Origin of the sequence: gamma proteobacterium SS-5, from assembly GCA_009497875.2 — a bacterium.
GTDB classification, from domain to species: Bacteria; Pseudomonadota; Gammaproteobacteria; order Chromatiales; family Chromatiaceae; genus Magnetovirga; species Magnetovirga frankeli.
On record CP032508.2, the window covers coordinates 2,612,313 to 2,638,169 of the forward strand.

Here is a 25,857-nt window from a genome sequence, read left to right on the forward strand (position 1 = left end):
TAGCAGCTTGCAGTCCGCGCTGCGGAGATAGATGGCCAATCCAGTAGTAACCCCAACCAGTAGCCGGATCCCCCGGCAATCTCCAGCTTTATATCGACGGGGTTGGGGTTTATCATCGCGCCTTGGTGTAAATACTCAGCAACCGGGAGGTTTAGATGCAAACACGCAAGGTCGATGTGGCGATTATTGGCTCCGGCAGCGCCGGACTCTATGCCCTGAGCAAGGTCAGGCCCTCGGGCAAGTCCTGGGTGCTGATCAACGGTGGCCATACCGGCACCACCTGCGCCCGGGTCGGCTGCATGCCCTCCAAGGTGCTGATCCAGATCGCCGAAGACCTGCAGCGCCAGGGCATCTTTGGCCGCTATGGCTTCGAGGCGGCTGGGGTCGATGTGGACATCGCCGAGGCCCTGGACCATGTGCGCGACCTGCGCGACACCTTTGTCGAGCGGGTGCGCAGCAACAGCACCGACAACATGGATGCCGAGCACTTCATCCCCCAGTACGCCCGCTTTGTCGGCCCCAACCGGCTGGAGCTGGAGGACGGCAGCCAGATCGAGGCCGACAGCGTGATCATCGCCACCGGCTCCACCCCGGTCATCCCCGCGCCCTGGCAGGCCTTTGGTGATCGGGTACTGACCACCGAGGAGCTGTTCGAGCAGGAAGAGCTGCCCGCCTCCCTGGCGGTCATCGGCCTGGGCGCCATCGGCCTGGAGATGGGCCAGGCGCTGAGCCACCTGGGCGTCGAGGTCACCGGCATCGACCAGCTAGAGAGCATCGGTGGCAGTCGAGACCCCGAGGTCAACCGCACGGCCATCGAGATCATCGGCAAGGAATTCCCCCTCTGGCTGGGGCAACCGGCCCAGGTCAGCCAGGAGGCGGACGGTCGGCTCCGGGTCAGCGCCGGGGAACAGACAGTGGTAGTGGACAAGATCCTCGCCAGCCTCGGCCGTCAACCCAACCTGGAGCGGCTCAATCTGCAGGTGCTGGGGCTGGAGCGGGACGAACGCGGCATCCCCCGCTACAACCCGCAGACCATGCAGGTGGGCGATCTGCCGCTGTTTATCGCCGGTGATGTCAACGGTGTGCGCAACCTGCTGCACGAGGCCGGTGACGAGGGCCGCATTGCCGGTCTCAACGCCAGCGCCGAGCGCATCAGCGCCTTCCGCCGCAAGACCCCACTGAACATCACCTTCTGCAATCCCAACATCTGCCAGACCGGCCTGAGCTGGGACGAGCTGGATCAGGAGCAGACGGTGATCGGCGAGGTCAAGTTCGGCCCCGTGGGTCGGGCCATGATCATGGGCAAGAACAAGGGCCTGCTGCGGGTCTATGCCGATAAGCACAGCGGACGCCTGTTGGGCGCCGAGATGGTCTGCGTCAAGGGCGAGAACCTGGCCCATCTGCTGGCCTGGTGCATCCAGCAGGGCCTGGGCGTTGGGGATCTGCTGCGCATGCCCTTCTATCACCCGGTGATCGAAGAGGCCCTGCAGGCCGCCCTGTACGACGCCTATGCCAAGATCGAAAGCAAAAACCCCGGCCCCATCACCGAACTGGTACCGCTGTGAGCCATCAGTCAGACTTCGGGACTCGGTTGTTTCTCGGTGCAAGGCTGTTGCTTACCCCGGATTCAGCTTCGCTGCATCCGGGCTACGGGTTGGTTGATTAACCCATGAACCTGCTACTGGCCGTCCTGACCCCCTTTGCCGGTGCCCTGCTGGTGGCCTGGGTCGGCCGTTTTGGCCGGGCGGCCACGGCCTGGGCGGCGGCGGGCGTGGCCCTGACCGCCCTGGCCTGGCTGGCACCGCTGCTGACCGGCCCCTTTGCCGGGGTGACCCTGATCCACCGCATCCCCTGGATGCCCGCCGCCGGGCTGGACCTGGCCTTTCGCCTGGACGGCCTGGGCCTGCTGTTCGCCCTGCTGATCCTGGGCATTGGCCTGCTGGTAATCTTCTACGCCCTCTACTACCTGTCCGAACGCGACAGCCTGACCCGGCTCTATGCCTACCTGCTGCTGTTCATGGGCTCCATGCTCGGCGTGGTGCTGGCGGAGAATCTGATCCTGCTGCTGATCTTCTGGGAGCTGACCAGCCTGTCGTCCTTTTTGCTGATTGGCTATTGGCGGCAGCGGCAGGATGCCCGGCGCGGGGCGCGCATGGCCCTGACCGTCACCGGCGCCGGGGGCCTGGCCCTGCTGGCCGGTTTTATCCTGCTCGGGGAGATGGTCGGCAGCTATGATTTGTCCGTGGTGCTGGCCCATGGCGAGCTTATCCGCGGCCATGACAACTATCTGCCCATGCTACTGCTGGTGTTGCTTGGGGCCTTTACCAAATCAGCCCAGTTTCCGTTTCATTTCTGGCTGCCCCATGCGATGGCGGCACCCACCCCGGTATCCTCCTATCTGCACTCGGCGACCATGGTCAAGGCCGGGGTATTTCTGCTGGCGCGGCTGTTTCCGGCCCTGTCCGGCACCGATGCCTGGACCTACCTGGTGGGCGGCGTGGGCGTGGCCACCCTGCTGGTGGGCGCGGTCATTGCCCTTTTCAAGCACGACCTCAAGGGCCTGCTGGCCTACTCCACCATCAGCCACCTGGGCCTGATCACCGCCCTGTTCGGCATAGGCACGCCCCTGGCGGCGGTGGCCGGGGTGTTTCATATCATCAATCACGCCACCTTCAAGGCCGGCCTGTTCATGGCCGCCGGCATCATCGACCACGAATGCGGCACCCGCGACATGCGCCGCATCAACGGCCTCTGGCACTACATGCCCCACACCGCCACCCTGGCCATGGTGGCGGCGGCGGCCATGGCCGGGGTGCCCCTGTTCAACGGCTTCCTGTCCAAGGAGATGTTCTTTGTCGAGGCCCTGGGCCAGGATGTGGCGATCCACTTCGGCGGCCTGCTGCCCCTGGCGGTGACCCTGGCCGGTATCTTTGCCGTGGCCTATTCCCTGCGCTTTATCCACGATGTCTTCTTCAACGGCGATCCCATCGACCTGCCCAAAACCCCGCACGAGCCACCGCGCTGGATGAAGGTGCCGGTGGAGATCCTGGTGGCCATCTGTCTGCTGGTGGGCATATTCCCGGCGCAGACGGTGGAGCCGTTGCTGGCGGTGGCCGCCAGCGGGGTACTGCAGGGGCCGCTGCCGGAGCACGATCTGGCCCTCTGGCACGGCTTCAGCCTGGCCCTGCTGATGAGCTTGGTGGCCCTGGCCGGTGGTGCCCTGCTCTACCTCAAGCGCAAGCCCCTGTTCGCCTTCCAGGCCAGCCGCCGCTGGCCCGATACCAAACGCCTGTTCGACTGGAAGATGGGGCGCCTGCTCTGGCTCGCCCGCAGCCTGACCCAGTGGCTGGAGAACGGCTCCCTGCAGCGTCAGGTGCTGATCCTGGTGCTCAGCGCCATCGCCCTGGGCACGACCGGCATGGCCCTGGTGGACATGCCCCTGACCGGCACCCGCCCGCCCATGCCCCTGGATGGGGTCAGCCTGATTGCCGGGCTGGTGTTGATCAGCGCCACCCTGGCCACCGCCTGGCTGCACCGCGAGCGTCTCACCGCCCTGATCCTGATCGGCGCCGTGGGCCTGGTGGTCTCCCTCATCTTCGTCAAGTTCTCCGCCCCGGACCTGGCCCTGACCCAGCTCTCCGTGGAAATCGTCACCATTGTCCTGCTCATGCTGGCGCTTTATTTCCTGCCCCAGCAGGGCCATGCCGATTCGTGCAGCCCCCATCGCCTGCGCGACCTGCTCGTCGGCCTGCTGGCCGGTGCCGGGGTGGGCAGCCTGGCCTGGGCGGCGATGACCCGGCCGCTGGACTCCATCAGCGGCTTCTTCCTGGACAACAGCGTTTCCGGCGGCGGTGGCACCAATGTGGTGAACGTGATCCTGGTGGATTTTCGCGGCTTCGATACCTTTGGCGAGATCAGCGTGCTGGCCCTGGCGGCGCTGGGTATCTACGCCATGCTCCATGGTCTGCAACTGCCCGCGCCCCGGCATGACCTGCACGGCCGCCCCTGGGATCGAGACATCCACCCGATGATCCTCTCCACCTTCGCCCGGCTGCTGCTGCCCCTGGCGCTGATGGTGTCCATCTATATCTTCCTGCGCGGCCATAACCTGCCCGGCGGCGGCTTCATCGCCGGGCTGATCACCGCCGTGGCCCTGATCAGCCAATACCTGGCCAACGGCGTCAGCTGGACCCACAGCCGCCTGCCCGCCCGTACTCACCCCATCATCCTCGCCGGGCTGGTCATGGCGCTGGCCACCGGCCTGGCCAGCTGGCTGTTTGGCCGACCCTTCCTGACCTCCGCCTTCGGCCATTTCAAGCTGCCCCTGATCGGTGAATTCGAGCTGGCCTCGGCCATGGCCTTCGACCTGGGGGTCTATCTGGTGGTGGTGGGCTCTACCCTGCTGATCCTGATCAATCTGGGCCTGATCCACCGCGCCAGTCACCACGAGGAGAACCCCTGATGGAGGCCCTGCTCGCCCTCTGCATTGGCCTGCTCACCGCCTGCGGGGTCTATTTGGCCCTGCGCGGGCGCACCTTCTCCCTGGTGCTGGGCCTGACTCTGATCTCCTACGCCGTCAACCTGTTTCTGTTTGCCATGGGCCGCCTGACCCTGGGCCAACCGCCGGTGATCGACGGCTCCGGCCAGCATGCCGACCCCCTGCCCCAGGCCCTGGTGCTCACCGCCATCGTTATCGGCTTTGCCATGACCGCCTTCGTCATCATGCTGGCGATCAAGGCCAAGGCCGAGCTGGGCAACGACCATGTCGATGGCCTGTCAGACAAGGACGCCCATGACTGATCATCTGCCCATTCTGCCGGTACTCATCCCCTTTCTCGCCGGGCTCCTGCTACTGGCGCTGCACGATCGTCCCCTGGCCCTGCGCCGAGGCCTGGGTCTGGCCGCCCTGGTGCTGCAGATCGGCGCCAGCCTGGTCCTGCTGCAGGCGGTGGCCGGGGGCGACATCCTGGTCTATCGCCTGGGCGACTGGGCCGCCCCCTGGGGCATAGTGCTGGTGGCCGACCGCCTGGCTGCCTGGATGGTGCTGATCACCAACCTGCTCGCCCTGTTTGCCCTGGTCCAGGCCAGCGCTGGCCTGGACCTCCGGGGCCGCCACTTTCATGTCCTGTTCCAGATGCAGCTGTTCGGCCTGGCCGGGGCCTTTCTCACCGGTGACCTGTTCAATCTGTTCGTCTTTTTCGAGATCCTGCTGCTCGCCTCCTATGGCCTGCTGCTGCACGGCGGCGGCGCGCAGCGGGTCAAGGCCGGGCTGCACTATGTGGTGCTCAATCTGCTCGGCTCCAGCCTGTTCCTGCTCGCCGCTGGACTGCTCTACGCCAGCCTGGGCAGCCTCAACATGGCCGATCTGGCGCAGCGCTCGGCCAGCGTCGCGCCGGAGAATCTGGGCCTGGCCCGCGCCGGGGGCCTGCTGCTGCTCGGCGTGTTCGCCCTCAAGGCGGCGCTGCTGCCGCTGCATCTCTGGCTGCCGGCCGCCTATGCCAATGCCCCGGCAGCGGTGGCGGCCCTGTTCGCCATCATGACCAAGGTCGGTGCCTACGCCATAGTGCGCAGCCATACCCTGCTGTTTGGCGCGGACGCCGGCCCCCTGGCGAATCTGTTCGAGCCCTGGCTGATACCCCTGGCCCTGGCCAGCCTGCCCCTGGCCGCCCTGGGGGCGCTGGCGGTGCGCAGCCTGGGGCGGCTCACCGCCTATCTGGTGATCCTCTCCCTGGGCAATCTGCTGCTGGCCTTCAGCCTGGGCCAGGCGGGCATTGCCGCCGGGCTCTATTATCTGCCCCACAGTACCTTTGCCGCCGCCCTTCTGTTCCTGCTGGGAGAGGCCATTGCCCGCCGCCGTCCGTTCAGCGCTGATCGCCTGCGGGTGGATGCGGACATGCCCAACCTGCCGCTGTGGGGCGGGCTGTTCTTTCTCGCTGCCGTCATCATGGCCGGGCTGCCGCCGTTTTCCGGCTTTCTTGGCAAGTTCCTGCTGCTGCGCGCCGCCAGCGGCCATGACGCCATGATCTGGATCTGGGCTCTGGTGCTGATCTCGGCCCTGCTCGCCATCATCGCCCTGGCCCGCGCCGGTAGCCGCCTGTTCTTCCAGACCAGCGTGACAGAAGGCCGCGCCCTGGCCGGTACCCTTCCCGGATCGGCGGCCTCCGTTCATGAACTGGTCGCCCTGTTCGGCCTGTTCGGGCTGATCCTGCTACTGACCCTGCTGGCCGGCCCGGCGCTGGAGTTCACCCAGGCCACGGCGGAGCAACTGCTGCAACCGGCGCTCTACCGCGACGCCATACTCAACCCCGCCCCTGTGCACAGCCCTGGAACCGCGCCATGAACCGCTGGCTGCCCCATCCCAGCTTCACCCTGCTGCTGACCTTGGTCTGGCTGTTGCTGCAAAACAGCTTCGCCCCCGGTCATATACTGCTGGGGCTGCTGCTGGGCTGGGCCATACCCCGCTTCACCCTGGCCTTCTGGCCAGACCGGGTCGAGGTACACAGGCCCCTGCTGTTGCTGCGCTTTATCGGCGTCTTTCTGTACGATGTGTTGGCGGCGAATCTCAATGTGGCGCGGCTGATCCTGCTGCAACGGCCACAACGGCTGCGCCCGGCCTTTGTCCCCGTGGCCCTGGACCTAAACGACGAGCTGGCCATCAGCATCCTGGCCAATGTCATCTGCCTGACCCCAGGCACGGTCTCGGCGCAACTGAGCGAGGACCGCCGCAGCCTGCTGGTGCACGCCCTGGACGTGGCCGACACCCAGGCCCTGGCCGCCACCATCAAGGCCCGTTACGAGGCCCCGCTGAAGGAGATCTTCCAATGCTGAACCTGGCCCTGATCATCGCCTTTGCCCTGGTTGCCGCCGCCCTGGCCCTGAGCCTGTACCGCCTGCTGCGCGGCCCCTCGGCACCGGATCGCATCCTTGCCCTGGACACCCTCTACATCAACAGCATCGCCCTGCTGGTGCTGCTCGGCATCCAGCTGGCCAGCCCGCTTTACTTCGAGGCGGCCCTGCTGATCGCCCTGATGGGCTTTGTCGGCACGGTGGCCCTGTGCAAATACCTGCTGCGCGGAGACATCATCGAATGAACCCCATCCTGGAGGCGGCCCTGGCCCTGCTGGTACTGGCCGGTGCCCTGTTCACTTTTGTCGGCTCTTTCGGCCTGGTGCGGCTGGGGGATTTCTACACCCGCCTGCACGCCCCCACCAAGGCCACCACCCTGGGGGTGGGCAGCCTGCTGATCGCCTCGGCGCTGTTCTTCAGCACCCAGCAGGCCGGCCTGAGCCTGCACGAGATCCTGGTCAGCCTGTTTCTGTTCATCACCGCCCCGGTCTCCGCCCACCTGCTCTCCAAGGCCGCCCGGCACCAGCAACTGCCCTCCCTGGCGGCCCTGCCGGAAGAAGAGGCCAAGGGCCGCAAGGGAGACTAAGCGCGGACCTCCCAACCATGGCGTCGATTCAAGCCGTTCGGTAATTGCTCAGGCCGTTAAGCCCCTCGCCCTGGGGAGATGAGTTGGGTAAGGGGGCGGAGTTACGCCGTTCGCTTCGGCTACGCTCAGCGAACGGCTTGATTAGTCAGGCACAAAGCGCATCACCTTGCCGTTGATGCAGTAGCGCTTGCCGGTGGGTGGCGGGCCGTCGCTGAACACATGGCCCAGATGGATGCCGGAGCTTTTGCTGCGCACCTCGGTGCGCGCCATGCCGTGGCTGCTGTCCTCATGCAGGGTCACCGCGCCCTCGATGGGCTGAAAGAAGCTGGGCCAGCCGGAACCGCTGTCGAACTTGCTGTCGCTGCGGAACAGGGCCGCGCCGGTGACCGGATCGACATAGGTGCCGGGCTTTTTGTTGTCCAGCAGGGAGCCGGTGAAGGGCCGCTCGGTACCGCTCTGGTAGGCGATGCGCCGCTCCTCATCGCTCAGCACCGCATAGCCCAACCAGCGCCAGAAGCCGTCCCGATCACCGTTGTAGCCGGTATGACGCTCCCGTTCCTGGCCCTGATCGAACAGGACGATGGTAGGCGTGGCCCAGAGCGGGTCCTTGATCCGCCAGCCCTTGGGGGCCAGGGGCGAGAGGCTGGTGGTGATGGGGGTGGGGGCCTGCCAGCCCTGCAGGATCTCCTGGCGGAACAGCTCGCAGAAGGGGCAGTGCTCGGACTCGAACACCACCAGCTGCAGGCCTTGAGACAGGCTGGCACCATCCAGGGGACGAATCTCGGCGCTCTGCGCCCGATCCACGCCGGAGGGGAACTTGACCCCGGTGCCACCCAGACCGCAGTAACCGCGTGGATTCTTCAGCAGATAGTCCTGATGGTAATCCTCCGCCGGATAAAATCTATCCAGCGCGGCAATCTCGGTGGTGATGGTGCCAAAACCCGCCTTTGTCAGTGCCTGCTGGAACACCGAGCAAGTCATTTCCGCCGTCCGTTGCTGAGCCTCGGAGTTGAAGTAGATGACGCTGCGGTAATTGGAGCCACGGTCATTGCCCTGACGATCGCCCTGGGTGGGGTCATGATTCTCCCAGAAGCCAACCAGCACCTGCTCCAGGGAGGTCTGGGCCGGGTCGAAGGTCACCTTGACCACCTCGGCGTGATTGCGCACCCCGGCCTTGCCCTCGGCCGCCAGCACCTGCTCGTAGGTCGGGTCAGGAAAACTACCGCCGGCATAGCCGCTGATGGCATCCACCACCCCAGGCAGGGCTGCCATGCGCTTCTCCGCCCCCCAGAAGCAGCCCATGCCGACCACAATGGACTCCAACCCCTCGGCAGTGGCCCCGTCCGCAGCGGCCTGGGCGTTCATGAGCGGCCCCCGGCCCCAGCCCAGCCAGGCCAGCAGGGTGATCGTGGCACAAAAGATAAGGGCAACACGCATGATCTCAAACCTCTCATAAGAACCTCTGTGGTGAGCGGCCAGCGGCCAACCCTCAGCCGTCAGCCTGGAAACTCCGAGCGCTGGCTGGGAGGAGGCCCGTTGGGGCCCTAATCACTCTGCGTCCTCTGCGTCCCTCCTTTGCCTTCGGCCAGGGGCCCGGTCTGACAGGTTTAACTCTGGCAGCTCCGGCATCCGCCAGCAACCCCACAGTTGACCGGCATTTGCGCCGCCAGCGGGGCAGATTGGCCAGGCAATTCAGGCGGGAATTGCGGGAAATGACGTAAATCAATTCGCCCGCTGGCGGCTTGGATTAGATTACCCCGTCCCACAGACCATGGTGAACTCACGATATGCGTACCCCAGCCATTACCCCAGTCATTACCCTGGTATTTCTGCTGACAGGCCCGGCCCTGGCGATTGATCTGGAAAACGGGCAGGACATCAATGATGTCTGCGCCGGCTGCCATGGCGAATTCGGCCAGGGCGGCGGCGATAGCGAATACCCGCGTCTGGCGGGTATGCCGGCCGAGTTCATCGCCAAGCAGCTGCACCTGTTCCGCGACCGCTCCCGGCCCAACATGGCCATGGTGGAATACATCGACGAACGCCAGATGCCCGACGAGGACATACGCGATGTCTCCCACTATCTGGCCGGCATCACCCTCAAGACCAAGCTGCCGCCGGTGGATGAAAACGCCCCGGACTTTGACGCCTACGCCCGCCTCAAGGCCTCCAAACAGCTGATGCAGATCCCTCGTGCGGAAGGTGACGTGGAAAGGGGCGAGCAGCTCTATCGCAAGGAATGCGGCTCCTGCCATGGCGACCAAGGCTGGGGCGACAACGAAAAGGCCGTGCCCCAGCTGGCCGGCCAGTTCACCGACTACCTCTGGCGACAGGTGGAGAAATACCGCAACAAGGTACGCATCCACGACGAAACCGACCCGGACTACGAACTGCTCAACGACTTTCGCGATGACCAACTCAAGGACATCTTCGCCTACCTCTCCATAGTGGACGACTGACCCCCTGCATCGGCCGGGTTGGATGGGGCAGCCGCCTCCCGGCTGCCCCACAGGACAGGCAGCGGCTGGATGGCGTAAAATCAGGCCCTCGCCGGAGAAGGCAGCTTTGCGCCTGACCCGGCGTCAGAGGTAATCTGTGCCGAATCCGGCCAAGATCCAATCCAGCCACGGGAACCTCAGCGTGAACCTGCCCCCGCTCCATGACTTCAGCCTGATGCTGCTGATCAACGCCGCCCTGCTGCTGGGCCTGACCCAGTTGCTGGACCTGCTGCTGGCACGCCGGGGCATCGACTGGTCGGGCCGTCCGGGCTGGCTGACCGGGCTGGGTCTGGGGCTGATCGGCCTGTTGCTGATGCAGACCACGGCGGTATTCACGCCGGGCATACTGATCGACGCCCGCTATGTACTGCTCTCCCTCAGCGGCCTCTTTCTCGGCCCCCTGCCCAGCCTCATCGCCACCCTGATGTTGGCCAGCTTCCGCGCCTGGCTGGGGGGTGACGCCGCCCTCACCGGGGTCATCGCCATCTTCGGCGCCTGGCTGCTCGGCCTGCTCTGGCGGCGGCGCTATGTCAGCCAATTCGAACGCCTGACCTGGCGCTCCCTGCTCGGCCTGGGGCTGGCGGTACACCTGCTGATGCTGGCCCTGATGCTGCTCATGCCCTGGGCGCTGGCCTGGCAGACCCTGCGCGAGATCAGCCTGCCGGTGCTGCTGATCCACCCGCCACTGACCCTGGTCCTGGGGCTTTTGCTGCAGGAACGCTGGCAGCGCCAGATCGATCTGACCCAGCTGCGCGAGCGCGAGCAGCGCTACCACGGCCTGTTTGACAACAACCACGCCATGATGCTGATCATCGACCCGGACAAGGGCCGGATACTGGACGCCAACCCCGCCGCCACCGCCTACTACGGCTGGAGTCTGGAGCAGCTCAGGGGGATGCGGATAACGGACATCAATTGCCTGTCGGCAGAGCAGATCCAGCAGGAAATGGCCAAGGCACGCCGCGCTGAACGCCAGTATTTTGAGTTCCAGCACCGCCGCGCCGACGGCTCGGTGCGCGATGTGGAGGTGTTCAGCGGGGTCATACCCCTGCAGGGCAAGGACTATCTGTACTCCATCATCCACGACGTCAGCGCACGCAAGCAGGCTCAGGCCGAGCTGCTGGCCCTGCAGGAGCAACGCCACCGGGAACAGGCCGAGGCCCTGCGGCAACAGCTGCAGGCCCAGCAGCGCCTGGAGCTGGCGCTTGAGGAGGCGGAACAAGGCAATGCCGAGCTGCAACGCTTCAACCGCGCCATGGTCGGCCGTGAGCTGGAGATGATTCGTCTCAAGCAAGAAGTCAACCAGCTCAGCCAAGAGTTGGGCCACGCCGAGCCCTATGATTTAAGCTTCGCCGAATCGGCCAAGACCGAGGGGGCAGCGCCGGGGGATCAACCCAGGTAAGGACGCAGAGGACGATGAGAAGCGCAGAGTGTTACTGTCTCTCGTTCCCACGCGCTGCGTGGGAACGAGAAAAGGGCTTGTGTAGCTCACAGGCATCTGCCCAGAGACAATCCCGGATTCCGTTACACCCCATATATGGACCCACTCCGTTTTGCAAGGCATCGTTTCATCATTGGCAAGAAAAAGGTTGCTGTCATCCGGGATACTTCCTCCTCATTCTTCTCTGCGTCCTTTGCGCTTCTTTGCGTCCTCTGCGTCCCATCGATTACTCTCGTTCCCACGCGCTGCGTGGGAATGCAGCACCTCCGCGCTGCGGAGGCGAGGTTCCGCAGCGCGGAACTTCGGTGTTCCCACGCGGCGCGTGGGAATGAGAAAAATACATGGGTAATCAGCTTGATGTTTCTCTGTGACCTCTGTGGCTCCGTGGCTAAATACTCGCATTAAAATGAACCGACCCCTGCTCGCATTCGCCGTTGTGATCAGCCTGCTGCTGGCCGTGCTGGCTGGGCTCTGGTGGGCGGGTCAGCCGCACCAGCGCCAGGTGCGGGTCGGCTTTTATGAGAACCCGCCCAAGCTCTATACCAACCCCGCTGGCCAGCCGGCCGGGTTTTTCATCGAGCTGCTGCAGACCATGGCCCAGGCCGAGGGTTGGCGGCTGGACTATGCGCCCTGCACCTGGAATGCCTGTCTGGAGCAATTGCAGCGCGGTGAGATCGATCTGATGCCGGATGTGGCCTTCTCCGAGGAACGCGCCCGGCAGATGGACTTTCACCAGATCTCGGTGGCCAGTTCCTGGTCGCAGATCTACAGCCGTCCTGAGCTGAGCGTACAGCGCCTGGCCGACCTGGCCGAGCGCCGCGTGGCCCTGTTGCAGGGCGGCATACAGCAGCAATTCTTCCGCCGCCTGATGGCCAGCGAGGGCCACGCCTACAGCGAGATCGCCGTGGACTCCCTGCAGCAGGGCTATGCGGCGGTGGCCGAGGGCCGCGCCGATGCGGTGATCAGCAACAGCTTCTTCGCCGCCCACAACGGCAGCCGCTATCAGCTACGCGAAAGCCCCATCCTGTTCCTGCCCAGCAGCCTCTACTTCGCCAGCGCCAAGGGTCGGCAGACCGATCTGCTGGCGGCCATCGACCGCCATCTGGGTGCCTGGCGGCAGGATGCCGACTCCCCCTACTTCGACGCCCTGCGCCGCGCCATGGCCCTGCCGCCGGAGGTCTGGCTGCCGGACTGGGCGCGCTGGCTGCTCTGGGTGGGCGGGCTTGGCCTGCTCCTGCTCAGCCTGCTGGCCCTGCTGTTGCGCTGGCAGGTGGCCCAGCGCACCCGCGCCCTGCAGCGGACCAGTCAGGCCCTGCAAGAGGAGCGCAACAACCTGGAACAGCGCGTGAGCGAGCGCACCGCCGAGCTGCAGGCGGTGTTTGACTCCGCTAGCAGCGGCATAGTGCTGGCGCAACAGCGGCGCATTCGGCGCGGCAACCGGCGTCTCGATGAGCTGTTTGGCCAGCCCGTCGGCAGCCAGATCGGCCAGAGCACGCGCATCTGGTATCCGGATACGGCCAGCTTCGAGGCCTTTGGCCAGGCCGCCTACCCGCTGATCGATCGGGGCCAGACCTACAGCCAGGAGCTGCAACTGCAAAGGGCCGATGGCCAGCGGTTCTGGGCGCGTATCTCGGTACGCGCCATCTGCCCCGGCGATCTGGAGCAAGGGGTGGTGGGCATCATCGATGACATCAGTGCCGAGCGGGCCGCCCGCGAGGAGCTGCTGGCGGCCAAGGCCGAGGCCGAGGCCGCCACCCAGATGAAGTCCGACTTCCTGGCCAATATGAGCCATGAGATCCGCACGCCGATGAACGCCATTCTCGGCATGCTTTATCTGGCCCTGCGCCATCCGGACCTTGATCCCCTGCTGCGGGATCACCTGAACAAGGCGCAGAGTTCGGCGCGCCTGCTGCTGGGGCTGATCAACGACATCCTGGACCTGTCCCGCATCGAGGCGGGCAAGCTGCAGCTGGAGTCGGTGGAATTCAGCCTGGAGGAACTGCTGGAACCGCTGGCGGACAACATCGGCTATCAGGCCGAGCGCAAGGGGGTGGAGTTTCTCATCCGCCACGACATCCAGCTGCCCAGCCGTCTGATCGGCGATCCCCTGCGCCTGGGGCAGGTGCTGCTCAACCTCTGCGGCAATGCGCTGAAGTTCACCGAACAGGGCGAGATCGAGCTGAACTTTCAGCCTCTGAATCGAGCAGATCAGCAGGATGACGGCCAGCTGGAGCTGAAGATCTGCGTACGCGATACCGGCATCGGCATGGACGCCGAGGTGCGCCAGCGCCTGTTCGAAAAATTCAGCCAGGGCGATGCCAGCACCACCCGCCGCTACGGCGGCAGCGGCCTGGGGCTGGCCATCAGCCGTAATCTGGTGGAATTGATGGGCGGCCAGCTCTGGCTGGAGCGCTCCGAACCGGGTCAGGGCAGCACCCTGTGCTTCAGTTGTCGGCTGGGGGTGGCCGCGCAGAGCCCCAGCAGCCAGCAGCGCCTGACCCAGGGCGCGGGGCCGCTGCTCAAGGGCATCCGCGCCCTGGTGGTGGACGACAACCGCGTCTCGCGGGAGATCCTCGCCGAGATGCTGAGCGCCTTCCAACTACAGGTGGAGCTGGCGGAAAACGGCCAGGCCGCCCTGGCGCGCCTGAAGGACCCGAGTCGGCCCCGGCCAGACCTGCTGCTGTTGGACTGGCGCATGCCCGATATCAATGGCGATCAGGTATTACACCAGCTGCGCAATCACGGAGCCGCCCTGCCCAAGGTCATCATGATCACCGCCTATGGCCGCGACGATGTGCTGCAGCGGGCCGAACGCAGCGGGGTGGACGGTTTTCTGGTCAAGCCCGTCTCCCCCTCTGCCCTGTTGGATCAGATCCTCGGCGTGCTCGGCCGCGCCCGCCTGCCCACACCAACCCCGCTCAGCCCAGCGGACGAGGGCAAGCCACTGGCCGGTCTGCGCCTGCTGCTGGTGGAGGATAACGAGATCAACCGCGAATTCGCCCTCAGCCTGCTGCAATCCCAGGGGGCCGAGGTGATCAGCGTGGAGAACGGCGTCGAGGCCCTAACGGCGGTGCAAGGGCAGGCATTCGCCGCCGTGCTGATGGACATACAGATGCCGCTGATGGATGGTCTGGAGGCCAGCCGACGTATCCGCGCCCTGGCCGAGCAGCCGCAGTGGGCCCATCTGCGCCGACTGCCCATCATCGCCATGACCGCCCTGGCCATGGGCAAGGACCTGGAGGCCAGCCGCGCCGCCGGCATGGACGACCACATCTGCAAGCCCATAGACCCGGACCTGCTGCTGCGCCGCTTGGTTTATTGGACCCAGGGGCAAGAGGAATCCACGCCGGGCTCACGGGACGCCGAGGCCGCCCCGGCCCCAGCCGTCCCGCCGCCTGAAACCCGCCTGCCTGCCGACCTGGGCCAACTGCGCCAGATCGACGCCGCCGCCGGGATACGCCGCATGGGCGGCCAGGTCGCCGCCTACCGCCGCCAGTTGCAGCGCTTCGTCCAGCACTATGCCGATGCCGATGCCCAGCTAGACCAGCTCCTGCGGCAAGGCCCCGACACCGCAGAGCCCTATTGCCACGGCCTCAAGGGAGTAGCGGCCAATCTCGGAGCCCTGGCGCTGTCCGACAGCCTCACCACCCTGGACGGCCTGCTCCGGGCCGGTCGGATGCCAAGCCCAGAGCTGATCAGGCAATGGCAGCAGCAACTGCGGGCCTTGCTCGACGAAATCCGGCAGCTGGACCCAAGCGACAGCCCAACGCCTGAGGGTGCCATCGCCCCCCTGCCCGCCCCGGCTTTACAGGCGTTGCTGGAACAGCTGCAACAGGCCCTGGAGCGCGACATCGGTCAGGTGCAGCCGCTGCTGCAACAGCTCCAGCCCGGCCTGCAACGCAGCCCCCAGGCCGAGATCTGGGCCGAGCTGCAACAACAGCTCGACCGCTTCGAGCTGAACGCCGCCCGCGCCAGCCTGGCGCAACTGCGCCAACAGCTGGACCAGGGATCGGTCTAAAGGCCGGACAAAGGACGCAGAGGGCGCAAAGCAGCGCGGAGATCGCCGAGTTGAGGAAGTGCGGAGCGCTGGTGGGAGGGCCGCTTTGCTGCGCGATGCGGTCGCTTCACAGGTCGCCCAGCACAGCTGGCCTCCCACGCGGCGCAGGGCCACCCCGTGTTACTGTGAAACAACATGGCCGCCTGTCAATCTGGGAGTTCCGAGCCCCGGAAATTCCGATCTGATGCTCGGAGGGGCAAAGGTTAGGCGTAGCCCTGCCCAGCTGCAACCCCGGATTCCGCTGCGCTGCATCCGGGCTGGGATATGCGAGTGTCCCGTGAGGCACGACTGCAGGGCCACCGCCCCACACCTACCGCCCTTTGGGGCTAGGTGTGGGTTCATCGGCTTGGCATGACCTACATCCCTGTAGGCCCGATGCAGGAGGTTGGGCGACGCAGGATGCCAAAGCCGAGGATGCCGATAGGGACCGTTGCACTCCGGGTTAGGTCTTCCTCATTCTTCTCTGCGTCCTTTGCGCTTCTTTGCGTCCTCTGCGTCCCATTGATTAGAAATTCCGATCTGATGCTCGGAGGGGCAAAGGTTAGGCGTGGCCCTGCCCAGGGTGTCAGGGGACAGACCACGTTTTTTGTGGAGAACAAAATGACAGACAGAGCGCCGGGACAAGCTGGCGAGAGATTGGAGGCGCAAGCCCTCTGCCCGGTGAAGGTGTAGCGAACCGCCGGGACTCGACAGACATGCGGATGCCAGCCGGGGCCTGGCGTCAGCTGCTGGTCTCTTTGGGGGCGCTGGCCTGCAGGGGGTCGGCGGGCAGGCGGTCGGCCCCCCAGCTGTGGTATATCCGGTGTTTGACCCGGTGCAGTTCCTCGGCGCTCATGCGGGCCAACTCGCCGCTTTCTAGTGGGTCGTAGTGGAATATGTAGAGCCGAGAGGCGAACTGTTCAAAGGCAAGCGATGCCTCGCCAAAACGCTCGCCGCAGCCTGCGGTGCTGACCTCTACCCCATCGCCCCAATTCTGTCCGCTGTCGTTGTTCGGGTTGTAGAAATACACCCGCATTACCCCCTTGGGGTCCAGGGCTACGCGCAGGATGGTGATGGCGTGCCAGCCGACGAAGCGGGCCGCGCTGTCGGTAACGGCGATACCGGCGGGTTGGGGGTGGATCAGCGGTTGGTTGCCATTGTAATAGGGGTGGTAGCTGGCGTAAAAATGGCGCAGAAAATCATCCAGTTGATCCAGCTTGCCGGTTTCTACATCCACATTGATGCGAAAGCCCCGGCCCGACCACCAGCCGTGAAACTCCGGGTTGACCCAGCGGTGCGGGTCGCCTTCGCGGCCCAGGCAGCGCCGTCCCATTTCGGCGTAAATACGATCCAGATGGGGTACCACCAGCAGTGATACCGGATCCAGGTCCAGGGGCAGCTCTTTGGCCACGCCGGAGGCGCTCTCCCGCGAGGAAATCGGCTGACCCTCAAAGTGAATGATGATCTCATCATCGCGGGCGGCCCAGGCCACCATCTGCAGCAGATAGTCGGGGTCGTTGTAGGCCCACATGGACAAGGCCCGAGCTGACTGGCAAGTGGGGTTATTGCCCTGGCCGACACCCAGGGGTTGGCCCAGCATACAGAGCACGCCTTGCATCAACCAGGCGCGGGCCGAGGGCTCGGGGCCGAAGGCAAGGGTCAGGCGCTGTTGGCAGAAAGGCGAGATGGGCAGAGAGAGCTGGCGCCAGAGTGCCGGTGCCACGGGCGGTTGATACAAGATGCCCCGCTCCAGGAGTAGCGCCAGGCCGTAGATGGCTTGTGCGGTTTGGGGATGGATCACCTCTTTGATCATGGCGCGCACCAATTCGTTATAGCAGAGCAGGCAGTCACGGCCGGTGCTAGACAGCCCCAGGGCCTCGGAGATCAGGTGGTCGCTTTGCTCCAAAAGGTGCCGCAGTAGTACGCTGTGATAAGGCGAAACCAGGCCGGTATCGTGCATGGCCCGAGCGAAGCCAGTGGCCTCGTATTGCAGGGTGCCGGAATCCATGCTGGTCAGACGTTGGCGGTAGATTTCAACGCCGGGGTCTTCCCGGCAGGCCTGGGTGGCACCGTACAGGCTGCTGATCAGCCGGTCCGCTCCCTGGCCGCTGACCCCCAGATCGATATCCGGGTTGGCCTGGCAGATGGCGATCTGGGTAATCATCTGCTTGACGTTGTCCACCTGAATCGGCCGCTGTTGCAGTATGCGCCAGATCTCCTCGATCAGTTTGTCGATCACATGCTCGTAGCCGATGCGCTCAGCCAGGTGCCGAAACAGCTTGCGGGTCAGTAACGCCAGCTTGCCTTGCTGTTCCCGTTCGGCCTCGCTGGCCGCGCCGAACAGCAACGCCAGGTTGATGGCCAATACCTGGGTGAGATAATGATGAGCCTGTTCTGAGGACATGCCGGGGTGAAGGTAATCGCCTAGGGCGATGGCGAGCAGGCGCAGTTCACTCAAGGCCTCAATTATGACCGTGTCGGCATCCGGGCTTTTCAGCGAATAGCTGGTCAGGCTGGGAATCAGCGTCTGCGGTTGGGCCCAGTCCGAGCCCACAAACACCCCGGCCTGATCGAGCTGCCGGGCACGGGCCTCCACCCGGGCGCAGCCGCCCTCTTGCTGCATCAGTCGCCGTGCCGTGTTGAACACCCGGCGAATGCGGGTGATCTTGGCAAAGTCGCTGACCTCGGCCAGGGCGTGCAGTGCCTCGTCGAGCTTTTCCGACAGTCTATCCAGCTTGGCGCTGTCCTCTACCTCAGACTCAGTCAAGCGGCCTCCTCATGATCACGCAAACACCCCATCCGCAGGCCGTTCAAGCCAAAATGCCAGGAGCTTGTCGGGTTTAGGTGCCCGTAGCGAGCAAGGTGGGAAGGTCGGCCCAAATTTTCACGATTTTGAGGCGCACAGTGGACCTACGCAACGAAAAATCGGGGCCAATGTTTAAAACAATTCTAGGCCGTTCTTCCCACCGGCGCAGTAGGAGCATCCTAAATCCGACAGGCTCTTAGAGTGGAATTATGCCCTATAGACACCAGGGCTTACACATAGAAATCGAGCTCTTCCTGGTGCTTCAACAGGTCCCGCATGACGTGCGGGTCGGGGCCGAAAAAGTAGATCAGCCCCCAGTGGGTGCCGAAGGCGGTGCGCTTGGTCACGGTTTCTTCCAGTGGCGGGGTCAGTTCGTGCGACTCGAAGTACTCGTGGTCCTCGGTCTCTTCGGGTATCTCCAGCTTGCTGACCACCCGGCGGCGCGGATAGACCCCAAAACAGCCGGCCACGCCCTTGGCGTCCACTACCTCTTGCGGAAAAAAGCGGCTGATCTCTTCTTCGCTGGTTTTCGGGTCGAAGGACAGGATCAGTCCCTGATAGGCATTGAAACCATAGGCGCGCTCAAGTAGCTCGAACACCTTGAAACCGGGTGGGCGATAGGCCACCTCGCCGAAGTACATTTCACCATCGTTGGTGACAAAATACTCAGGGTGGACAAAACCAAACTCTATGTCAAAGGTCTTGATCAGTTTTTCAATCTGGGTCGTAATCTGGGCGCGGTACTGTTCCAGCTCGGGGGTGGCAGGCACAAACACCGAATACCCCAGGGTCACATATTCGGAGATGTTGAGAAAGCGGATTTTGCCGTTGTGAATCCAGGCCTCCACGGCAAATTCCCAGCCGTCCAGGTGGGATTCCATGAGTACCGGAAATTCCTCATCGGGAATCGAGTCCACCTCATCCGGGGTGCGGATCACCCGATGGCCCAGGCAACCGGCCTTGTCGAAGGCCTTGAGGTGGATCGGGTCGTTGGGGTCGCCGTCGAGTTTGAGCAGGGTTTGATTCACCCGCTTGAGAAACCGCACCACGTCCTCCTTGTCGTGGGCCTCCTCGAAAATGCCTACGCGGATACCCCCCAACTGGGCGCGTCGCTTCATCAACGCCTTATCGCGCAGCAACATGGCCTGGCCAAACAGACGGGGGTTGTCCAGCAATACCGAGTTGATGGCACCGGCCCACTCCACCGTTTCTTCGAACAGCGGGATGGCTACATCCACGCCCATATCCTGCAGGGTTTGCGCGATTTCCATGGAGCGGTCATTCAGCCGCTCGAAGTTCCAGGGCAGGTAGGGTATCTGGTGTTCCTGACAGTAGTCTGCGGCCCAATCGGGGGCCACCACAACATAGCGCCGATCAAAACGGTCAGCGGCTTCAATGGCATTCAGGCTCCAGCCCAGAAGTGCCACATAGCCTTTTTCGGGGTTTACATTTTTGTTTCTATTGTTACTCATAGGCAGGACCTTTTGCTGCGATTGGTTTTTCCAGAGTACACTTTTTCAGGCCTGTTGGCCAATCCGCGACCTGGTACGCCTACAAAACAAGGCGATATATATGTCACCAGCCAGCAACCCGCGTGCGCAATTACTCGTTGTCGATGATCAGCATGAAAACCTGCATCTGCTGATCGAGATCCTGCGCGATGAATTCGCCCTTCTGGCCGCCACCAGCGGCCAAAACAAAAGGACAGACACCTGCTTAAGATCACCGTGCATCGGGCTTTTGCCGTGCTGAATGGAAACTGCGCTGCAGTTGGAGGCGGTGAAGTCGGCATTGAGTTGTACACCTTGCGGAGAATTACTACAATTGTGGCAAGCACTTTATGAGGGAAATGCCATGACGACATCCACATCCATCCGCATCAACCAGACGCTTTACGATCAGGCGCGTAACGAGGCTGTTGCTGAGCACCGAACCATTGCTGGTCAGGTCGAATACTGGGCCAAGATCGGCCGTGCCGCACTAGACAACCCCGACCTGCCCGTCAGCTTCATTGCCGAATCACTGGCCTCAATGGCCGAGCCACGCGAGACGACCACTCCATTCGTACCCAAAAGCCGTCAGCAATGAGCTATCAGTTGGAGCAAACTCGACGCTTCGCTCGTGCCTACAAGAAGCTGCACGACAACGTCGCCGCCGATGTCGATACCGCAGCGGCGCAAGTTGCCAAAGACCCCTCTGTCGGCGAACGCAAAAAGGGGGATTTGGCGGATTTGTATGTCTATAAATTCCATAGCCAAAGCCAAGTGTATCTGCTGGGCTACACCGTCGATGACGACATACGTTTGGTCTTGCTCGAAGCCGTTGGCCCACACGAAAATTTCTATCGCAATCTCAAACGTTCGTAGTTCAAGACAAACAATAGCTTGTTTGTTGCGTCTGATCATCAGACATCCTGAGCTGGTGCGCGAACTTTCCCTTTCTTGGCGCGGGAACAGATTCAAGAGGCTTATAACTCGGGGATTGCCCCATACTTCGTTAGGATACAGACCCCCAACCAGAGAAACGGCCATGTCACCAGCCAGCAACCCGCGTGCGCAATTACTCGTTGTCGATGATCAGCATGAAAACCTGCATCTGCTGATTGAGATCCTGCGCGATGAATTCAGCCTGCTCGCCGCCACCAGCGGCAGCCAGGCCCTGCAGCTGGCCCATGCCCTGCCCCGGCCCGACCTGATCCTGCTGGATATCAAGATGCCGGAGATGGACGGCTATGCCGTGTTGGCCCAGCTCAGGGCCAGTGCCGAAACCCGCGATATCCCGGTGATCTTCGTCACCGCCCTGGCCGATCTGGCGGATGAGGCGCGAGGCTTTCAGCTGGGGGTGTCCGACTACATTGGCAAGCCGGTCAACCCCCTGCTGCTCAAACAGCGCATCCGCACCCAGCTGGAGCTGCGCCGCTACCGCCAAGACCCGCCCCGCCCGGCCAGCGCCGAGCCCCAGGGTACCGTGCCGCCGCTGCTGCTGCTGGTGGACGACCAGCCGGAGAATCTGCACCTGCTGATCGAGCAGCTGAAGCAGGACTACCGTCTGCTGGTGGCGCGCAACGGCGCCGAGGCCCTGGCCCAGCTGGAGGCCGGGCTGGACACCGGGCAGGCACCTGACCTGGTACTGCTGGATGTACTGATGCCGGAGATGGACGGCTTTGCCGTCTGCCGCCGCATCAAGGCCGGACCCTGGGCGCATATCCCGGTGATCTTCATCAGCGTGGTGGAGGCCACCGAGGACAAGGTCAAGAGCTTTGCCGCCGGGGCCGCCGACTATGTCACCAAGCCGTTTGAGATCGACGAGGTGCGCGCCCGCATCCGCACCCACCTGGAGCTGTCCCGTCTGCGTTTGCAGCTGCAGCGCCAGGTGGACCGGCGCACCCAGATGCTGGAGCAAAGCAGCGCCCGCTTCCAGCAGCTGTTCGAGGACTCGCCGGTGGCCATGGTGCTGATGAGCCCCGAGGGAGTCAATCTGGCGCAGAACCGCCGCTTCGAGCGCCTGTTTGGCTATCCCCAGGGGGAGATCTCACACCTCGACGACTGGTGGCGGCTGGCCTACCCGGACCCGGACTACCGGGCCGAGGTGCAGGCCTGCTGGCAGGAGCAGATCGGCCAGGCCGCGCTGCATGAAGGCGAGCTGTCCGGTGGCGAGTTTCGTGTTGCTTGCCGTGATGGCCAGGCGCGACTGATCCGCATGAGCGCCATGATCCTCAATGATGGCGTGCTCACCAGCTTCATCGATGTCACCGAGCAACGCGCCGCCGAGGCCGAGATACGCCAGCTCAACGCCCACCTGGAACAGCGCGTCGCCGAGCGCACCGCCGAGCTGCAGGCCATCAATCGGGAGCTGGACAGCTTCGCCTATGCCATCTCCCACGATCTGCGCGCCCCGCTGCGGGCGATCAGCGGCTTTGCCACCCAGCTGCAGGAAAAACACGCCGGGCAACTGCCCCCGTCCGGCCAGGATCTGCTGACGCGCATCGGCCAGGCCGGCACGCGCATGGGCCAGCTGATCGAGGCCTTGCTACAGCTATCGCGCCACAGCCGCGGGCCGCTGCATCCCCGCCTGCTGGACCTGTCCGCCCTGGCCCGGGAACAGCTGGCTGAACTGGCGGAGCAACAGCCCCAGCGCCAGGTGGAGCTGCAAATCCAGCCCGGTCTCCAGGTCTGGGCCGACCCCCAACTGTTCGGCTCGGTACTGGCCAACCTGCTGGACAATGCCTGGAAATACAGCGCCCGCAATCCCCAGGCCCGCATCCGCATCTATCTCCGCGCCGAGGCCGATGACGAGCACTGGATCTGCATCGAGGACAACGGCGTGGGGTTTGACATGGACCAGGCCGATGACCTCTACCAGCCCTTCCAGCGCCTGCACCCTCGGGACGAATTTCCCGGCATCGGCATTGGTCTGGCCACGGTACGGCGTATAATCCAGCGCCACGGCGGCCACTTGCAGGCCTGGAGCCAGCCCGGTCAGGGCAGCCGATTCTGTTTCCAGCTACCCCCGAGACCCACTGATGAAGGCTGACACCCCACTGCGCATCCTCTCCATCGAAGACTCGGAAGACGACTTTCTGCTGGTGCGACACAGCCTGGCTGCCCTGGACACGCCCCTGGAAATGCGCCGGGTAGATCGTCCCGAAGACCTGCGCCAGGCCCTGAAACAGCAACAATGGGACCTGCTGCTGACCGATTTCAGGGTGCCCGGCCTGCACATGCCGCAGAAGATCAGCGAGATCCGCCGGGAATATCCCGAACTGCCGCTGATTCTGGTCTCCGGCAGCATTGGCGAGGAGGCGGCGGTGGAACTGCTGCGCCAGGGTCTGACCGACTTCGTCCTCAAGGACCGCCTGGCACGCCTGCCCAGCGCCGTGCAGCGCGCCCTGGATGAAGTACGTGAACGTGCTCAGCGACACCAGGCCGAGGCAGACTATCTACGCAGACTCGAAGGCCTGCTGGAAGAGCAGCGCCTGGCGCGGTTGGCTGCCCTCAATCTGATGGAAGACGCCCTGGCGGCACGGCAACGGGCCGAAGCGGCCCAGGCTCGCCTGGATCTACAGGCGCGTCGCGCCGAGGCCCTGCTGCACTTGCCCCAACTGGCCGAGAGCCTGACCGAGACCGAGTTCATGCAACAGGGATTGGAACTGGCCGAGGACCTGACCCAAAGCCCCATCTCCTTCATCCACTTCGTCCACCAGGATGGCCAGAGCATCGAGCTGGTCACCTGGTCCCGGCGCACCCTGGCGCATTACTGCCAGGCCGCTCACCACAGCCACTACCCGGTCAGCCAAGCCGGTATCTGGGCCGATGCCCTGCGCCAACAGCGCCCGGTGGTGTGCAACGACTACGCCAATGCCGAGGGCAAGCACGGCCTGCCCGAGGGCCACGCCCAGCTGACCCGGCTGATCTCGGTGCCGGTGCTGGAACAGGGCCAGACACTGATGCTGATGGGAGTGGGCAACAAGCCCGAGCCCTATGCGGAGATCGATGTCGAGACCCTGCAACTGATCGCCAACGACATCTGGCAGCTGGTACAGCGGCGGCACAACCTGGCCAAGCTGAAAAAGCTCTCCAGCGCCCTGGAACAAAGCCCGGAGAGCATCATCATCACCGACACCCAGGGCCGCATCGAATACGTCAACGAGGCCTTTGTACGCATTACCGGCTACCCCCGTGAGGAAGTACTGGGGCGCGACCCCGAGCTGCTGAAATCGGGCAAGACACCCAGCGCCAACATCGCCGGCATGTGGCACCAACTGCAACTGGGGCAGACCTGGAAGGGTGAATTCGTCAACCGCCATCGCAATGGCCATGAGTTTGTCCACTTCGCCATCATCTCCCCCCTGCGTCAGCACGATGGCGAGATCAGCCACTACGTCAGCGTCCAAGAGGATATCACCGAAAAAAAGCGCTTGGCGGAGGAGCTGGACCTGCATCGCTATCATTTGTCCGAACTGGTGGAGCAGCGCACCCGAGAGCTGCGCCAGGCCCGCGAGCAGGCCGAGGCCGCGACCCGCGCCAAATCCGCCTTTCTGGCCAACATGAGCCACGAGATCCGCACCCCGCTCAATGCCATCCTGGGCATGACCCATCTGCTGCTGGAGGCCAGCCCGGATGGCGAACAGGGTCGCAGGCTGCGCATCATCGCCGACTCCGGCCAGCATTTGCTCAACCTGATCAACGACATCCTCGATCTGTCCAAGATCGACGCCGACAAGCTGGAGCTGGAGTCCATCCCCCTGCAACCCAGACTGATCCTCAACCAGGTCGCGGCCATGGTGCGCGAACCGCTCAAGGCCAAGGGGGTGGAGCTGAGCCTGGAGCACGCCGAGCTGCCCGGAGCGGTGCGCGGCGACCCTACGCGCATCACCCAGGCCCTGCTCAACCTGGCCAGTAACGCGGTCAAGTTCACCGACCAGGGCAGCGTACGCCTCAGTACGGAACTGCTGGAGGAACACCTGGATCGCCTGCTGCTGCGTTTTGCCGTGGAAGACAGTGGCATAGGCATAGACCCGGAGCAGCAAAAAAGGCTGTTCAGCACCTTCGTCCAGGCCGACAGCTCCACCACCCGCCGCTACGGCGGCACCGGTCTGGGCCTGGCCCTGGTGCGCCTGTTGAGCGAAAAGATGGGCGGCAGCGTGGGCCTGGAGAGTACCCCAGGCCGGGGCAGCCGGTTCTGGTTCGACCTGCCCCTGGAACGGATCGACCCGGAGCAGGAAACCGGTTCGACGGAAGCGGCCCAACGGCTGCTGGACAATGCCGATGACCTACTGCGCCAGCGGCACGGCCAGCGTCGTCTGCTGCTGGTGGAGGATGATCTGATCAACCAGGAGCTGGCCCTGGCCCTGCTGGAGGATACCGGCCTGCAGGTAGAGCTGGCCGACAATGGCCGCCAGGCCTTGCAGCTGATCGAAGGCGGCAAGGCCTTCGACATCGTACTGATGGATATGCAGATGCCGGAAATGGACGGCCTGGAGGCCACCCGGCGCATCCGTCAACTGCCCCAGGGGGCGGACCTGCCGATCCTGGCAATGACCGCCAACGCCTTCAGCGAGGACCGGCAACGCTGCCTGGAGGCCGGTATGAACGACTTCATCGTCAAACCCGTGGTTCCCGCACTGCTGTTCAACGGCCTGCTGCGCTGGCTGCCAAAGGATGGGACCGAAGATCAACAGTCCGCGCCCGCAAAGTCGGCAACCGACCCGAAGCCGTCCGTAGAGGCCGAAGACCCAGCCAAACTGCTCGATGGACTGAAACGGTTAGCGCAACTGCTTGAACGCAGCGATGCCAAGAGCAACAGCAAGCTGCAAGAATTGATGCCCAGCCTGAGGCGGGCCCTGGGAGAAGAGGCCGAGGAATTGGAAAACAAAGTGGAATCCTTCGACTACCCCGCCGCCCTCAATCAGCTAAGGCAACTGCTCCAACAGCTGGAACAGGGGGGGTCGCCAAAATAAGAAATAGTGTAAGTACTCAGGCCATTAGGCCTCTCACCCCTTTGAATAAACGACTGTAGGGATGCCTCAGGTGGAACAGCTGTGGAAACTACCTCAGCCCTTGGCGACCGATTATTGCCCCTAACCAAAGGGGGTTTAATGGGTAGAGGATTGACTTCCCCCTTTGCAAAGGGGGGAATTAGATG

The 25,857-nt window shown here is 64.0% G+C and carries 18 protein-coding genes; 15 read left to right on the plus strand and 3 right to left on the minus strand.

The genetic code is table 11. The features are described 5' to 3' along the window. Nucleotides 1–155 precede the first annotated feature (155 nt). The 7 genes from D5125_00130 to D5125_00160 all read left to right on the plus strand — a co-directional run bounded on the left by D5125_00130 (nt 156) and on the right by D5125_00160 (nt 7,432). The gene (locus D5125_00130; GenBank protein QFY88012.1) at nt 156–1,565 is read left to right on the plus strand and encodes a dihydrolipoyl dehydrogenase; all 1,410 of its coding nucleotides are present in this window, start codon (nt 156–158) and stop codon (nt 1,563–1,565) included. 104 nt (nt 1,566–1,669) lie between these two features. Continuing rightward, nucleotides 1,670–4,462, plus strand: coding sequence for a monovalent cation/H+ antiporter subunit A (locus D5125_00135; GenBank protein ID QFY88013.1), 2,793 nt, complete (start codon nt 1,670–1,672; stop codon nt 4,460–4,462). Continuing rightward, nucleotides 4,462–4,800: a Na+/H+ antiporter subunit C gene (locus tag D5125_00140; GenBank protein QFY88014.1), complete on the plus strand. Its 339-nt coding sequence runs from the start codon at nt 4,462–4,464 to the stop codon at nt 4,798–4,800. The genes D5125_00135 and D5125_00140 overlap by 1 nt, the downstream gene beginning before the upstream one ends. Beyond that, on the plus strand, nt 4,793–6,340 hold the full coding sequence (locus tag D5125_00145; protein QFY88015.1) for a monovalent cation/H+ antiporter subunit D: 1,548 nt from the start codon (nt 4,793–4,795) through the stop codon (nt 6,338–6,340). Before D5125_00140 ends, D5125_00145 begins: the two co-directional genes overlap by 8 nt. Then, nucleotides 6,337–6,828, plus strand: coding sequence for a Na+/H+ antiporter subunit E (locus D5125_00150; GenBank protein ID QFY88016.1), 492 nt, complete (start codon nt 6,337–6,339; stop codon nt 6,826–6,828). Before D5125_00145 ends, D5125_00150 begins: the two co-directional genes overlap by 4 nt. Further along, nucleotides 6,822–7,091, plus strand: coding sequence for a K+/H+ antiporter subunit F (locus D5125_00155; GenBank protein QFY88017.1), 270 nt, complete (start codon nt 6,822–6,824; stop codon nt 7,089–7,091). Before D5125_00150 ends, D5125_00155 begins: the two co-directional genes overlap by 7 nt. Nucleotides 7,092–7,096: 5 nt before the next feature. Continuing rightward, entirely contained in the window at nt 7,097–7,432 is a 336-nt protein-coding gene (locus D5125_00160; GenBank protein QFY91012.1) for a Na+/H+ antiporter subunit G, read from the plus strand. 141 nt (nt 7,433–7,573) lie between these two features. On the opposite strand, the gene msrA is transcribed toward D5125_00160, so the two are convergent. After that, nucleotides 7,574–8,797, minus strand: coding sequence for a peptide-methionine (S)-S-oxide reductase MsrA (msrA, locus tag D5125_00165; GenBank protein ID QFY91013.1), 1,224 nt, complete (start codon nt 8,795–8,797; stop codon nt 7,574–7,576). Nucleotides 8,798–9,219: 422 nt separating this feature from the next. Between msrA and D5125_00170 the strand changes: the two genes are divergently transcribed. The 3 genes from D5125_00170 (at nt 9,220) to D5125_00180 (ending at nt 15,389) form a co-directional block, all read left to right on the plus strand. Further along, entirely contained in the window at nt 9,220–9,891 is a 672-nt protein-coding gene (locus D5125_00170) for a c-type cytochrome (GenBank protein ID QFY88018.1), read from the plus strand. 181 nt (nt 9,892–10,072) lie between these two features. Further along, a complete protein-coding gene (locus tag D5125_00175) occupies nt 10,073–11,332 on the plus strand; it encodes a PAS domain S-box protein (protein QFY88019.2) in 1,260 nt (419 codons plus the stop codon). 445 nt (nt 11,333–11,777) lie between these two features. After that, nucleotides 11,778–15,389 (plus strand): response regulator, encoded by a 3,612-nt coding sequence (locus D5125_00180; GenBank protein ID QFY88020.1) that lies wholly within the window; start codon nt 11,778–11,780, stop codon nt 15,387–15,389. Between the two features lie 760 nt (nt 15,390–16,149). Here D5125_00180 and D5125_00190 read toward each other — a convergent pair. Together D5125_00190 and D5125_00195 are read right to left on the minus strand one after the other, a co-directional pair. Further along, a complete protein-coding gene (locus D5125_00190) occupies nt 16,150–18,174 on the minus strand; it encodes a hypothetical protein (GenBank protein ID QFY88022.1) in 2,025 nt (674 codons plus the stop codon). Between the two features lie 269 nt (nt 18,175–18,443). Next, the gene (locus tag D5125_00195; protein ID QFY88023.1) at nt 18,444–19,685 is read right to left on the minus strand and encodes a carboxylate--amine ligase; all 1,242 of its coding nucleotides are present in this window, start codon (nt 19,683–19,685) and stop codon (nt 18,444–18,446) included. A gap of 100 nt (nt 19,686–19,785) precedes the next feature. Between D5125_00195 and D5125_17215 the strand changes: the two genes are divergently transcribed. From D5125_17215 to D5125_00215, 5 genes are all read left to right on the plus strand, one after another. Beyond that, the gene (locus tag D5125_17215) at nt 19,786–19,965 is read left to right on the plus strand and encodes a hypothetical protein (GenBank protein QPB72182.1); all 180 of its coding nucleotides are present in this window, start codon (nt 19,786–19,788) and stop codon (nt 19,963–19,965) included. 102 nt (nt 19,966–20,067) lie between these two features. After that, nucleotides 20,068–20,301: a ParD-like family protein gene (locus D5125_00200; protein ID QFY88024.1), complete on the plus strand. Its 234-nt coding sequence runs from the start codon at nt 20,068–20,070 to the stop codon at nt 20,299–20,301. Beyond that, entirely contained in the window at nt 20,298–20,579 is a 282-nt protein-coding gene (locus D5125_00205; protein ID QFY88025.1) for a type II toxin-antitoxin system RelE/ParE family toxin, read from the plus strand. The genes D5125_00200 and D5125_00205 overlap by 4 nt, the downstream gene beginning before the upstream one ends. Nucleotides 20,580–20,742: 163 nt before the next feature. After that, a complete protein-coding gene (locus tag D5125_00210; protein QFY88026.2) occupies nt 20,743–22,746 on the plus strand; it encodes a response regulator in 2,004 nt (667 codons plus the stop codon). Beyond that, nucleotides 22,736–25,672, plus strand: a complete 2,937-nt coding sequence (locus D5125_00215; GenBank protein ID QFY88027.1) for a response regulator — start codon at nt 22,736–22,738, stop codon at nt 25,670–25,672. Before D5125_00210 ends, D5125_00215 begins: the two co-directional genes overlap by 11 nt. Nucleotides 25,673–25,857: the final 185 nt, after the last annotated feature.

What these genes read in the sequence shown, in the direction of transcription:
- D5125_00195 (QFY88023.1), bottom strand. Translation starts at nt 19,685, where the DNA reads ATGAGTAACAATAGAAACAAAAATGTAAACCCCGAAAAAGGCTATGTG.
- D5125_00205 (QFY88025.1), top strand. Translation starts at nt 20,298, where the DNA reads ATGAGCTATCAGTTGGAGCAAACTCGACGCTTCGCTCGTGCCTACAAG.
- D5125_00150 (QFY88016.1), top strand. Translation starts at nt 6,337, where the DNA reads ATGAACCGCTGGCTGCCCCATCCCAGCTTCACCCTGCTGCTGACCTTG.
- D5125_00210 (QFY88026.2), top strand. Translation starts at nt 20,743, where the DNA reads ATGTCACCAGCCAGCAACCCGCGTGCGCAATTACTCGTTGTCGATGAT.
- D5125_00130 (QFY88012.1), top strand. Translation starts at nt 156, where the DNA reads ATGCAAACACGCAAGGTCGATGTGGCGATTATTGGCTCCGGCAGCGCC.
- D5125_00170 (QFY88018.1), top strand. Translation starts at nt 9,220, where the DNA reads ATGCGTACCCCAGCCATTACCCCAGTCATTACCCTGGTATTTCTGCTG.
- D5125_17215 (QPB72182.1), top strand. Translation starts at nt 19,786, where the DNA reads ATGTCACCAGCCAGCAACCCGCGTGCGCAATTACTCGTTGTCGATGAT.
- D5125_00135 (QFY88013.1), top strand. Translation starts at nt 1,670, where the DNA reads ATGAACCTGCTACTGGCCGTCCTGACCCCCTTTGCCGGTGCCCTGCTG.
- msrA (QFY91013.1), bottom strand. Translation starts at nt 8,797, where the DNA reads ATGAACGCCCAGGCCGCTGCGGACGGGGCCACTGCCGAGGGGTTGGAG.
- D5125_00145 (QFY88015.1), top strand. Translation starts at nt 4,793, where the DNA reads ATGACTGATCATCTGCCCATTCTGCCGGTACTCATCCCCTTTCTCGCC.
- D5125_00140 (QFY88014.1), top strand. Translation starts at nt 4,462, where the DNA reads ATGGAGGCCCTGCTCGCCCTCTGCATTGGCCTGCTCACCGCCTGCGGG.
- D5125_00215 (QFY88027.1), top strand. Translation starts at nt 22,736, where the DNA reads ATGAAGGCTGACACCCCACTGCGCATCCTCTCCATCGAAGACTCGGAA.
- D5125_00180 (QFY88020.1), top strand. Translation starts at nt 11,778, where the DNA reads ATGAACCGACCCCTGCTCGCATTCGCCGTTGTGATCAGCCTGCTGCTG.
- D5125_00200 (QFY88024.1), top strand. Translation starts at nt 20,068, where the DNA reads ATGACGACATCCACATCCATCCGCATCAACCAGACGCTTTACGATCAG.
- D5125_00155 (QFY88017.1), top strand. Translation starts at nt 6,822, where the DNA reads ATGCTGAACCTGGCCCTGATCATCGCCTTTGCCCTGGTTGCCGCCGCC.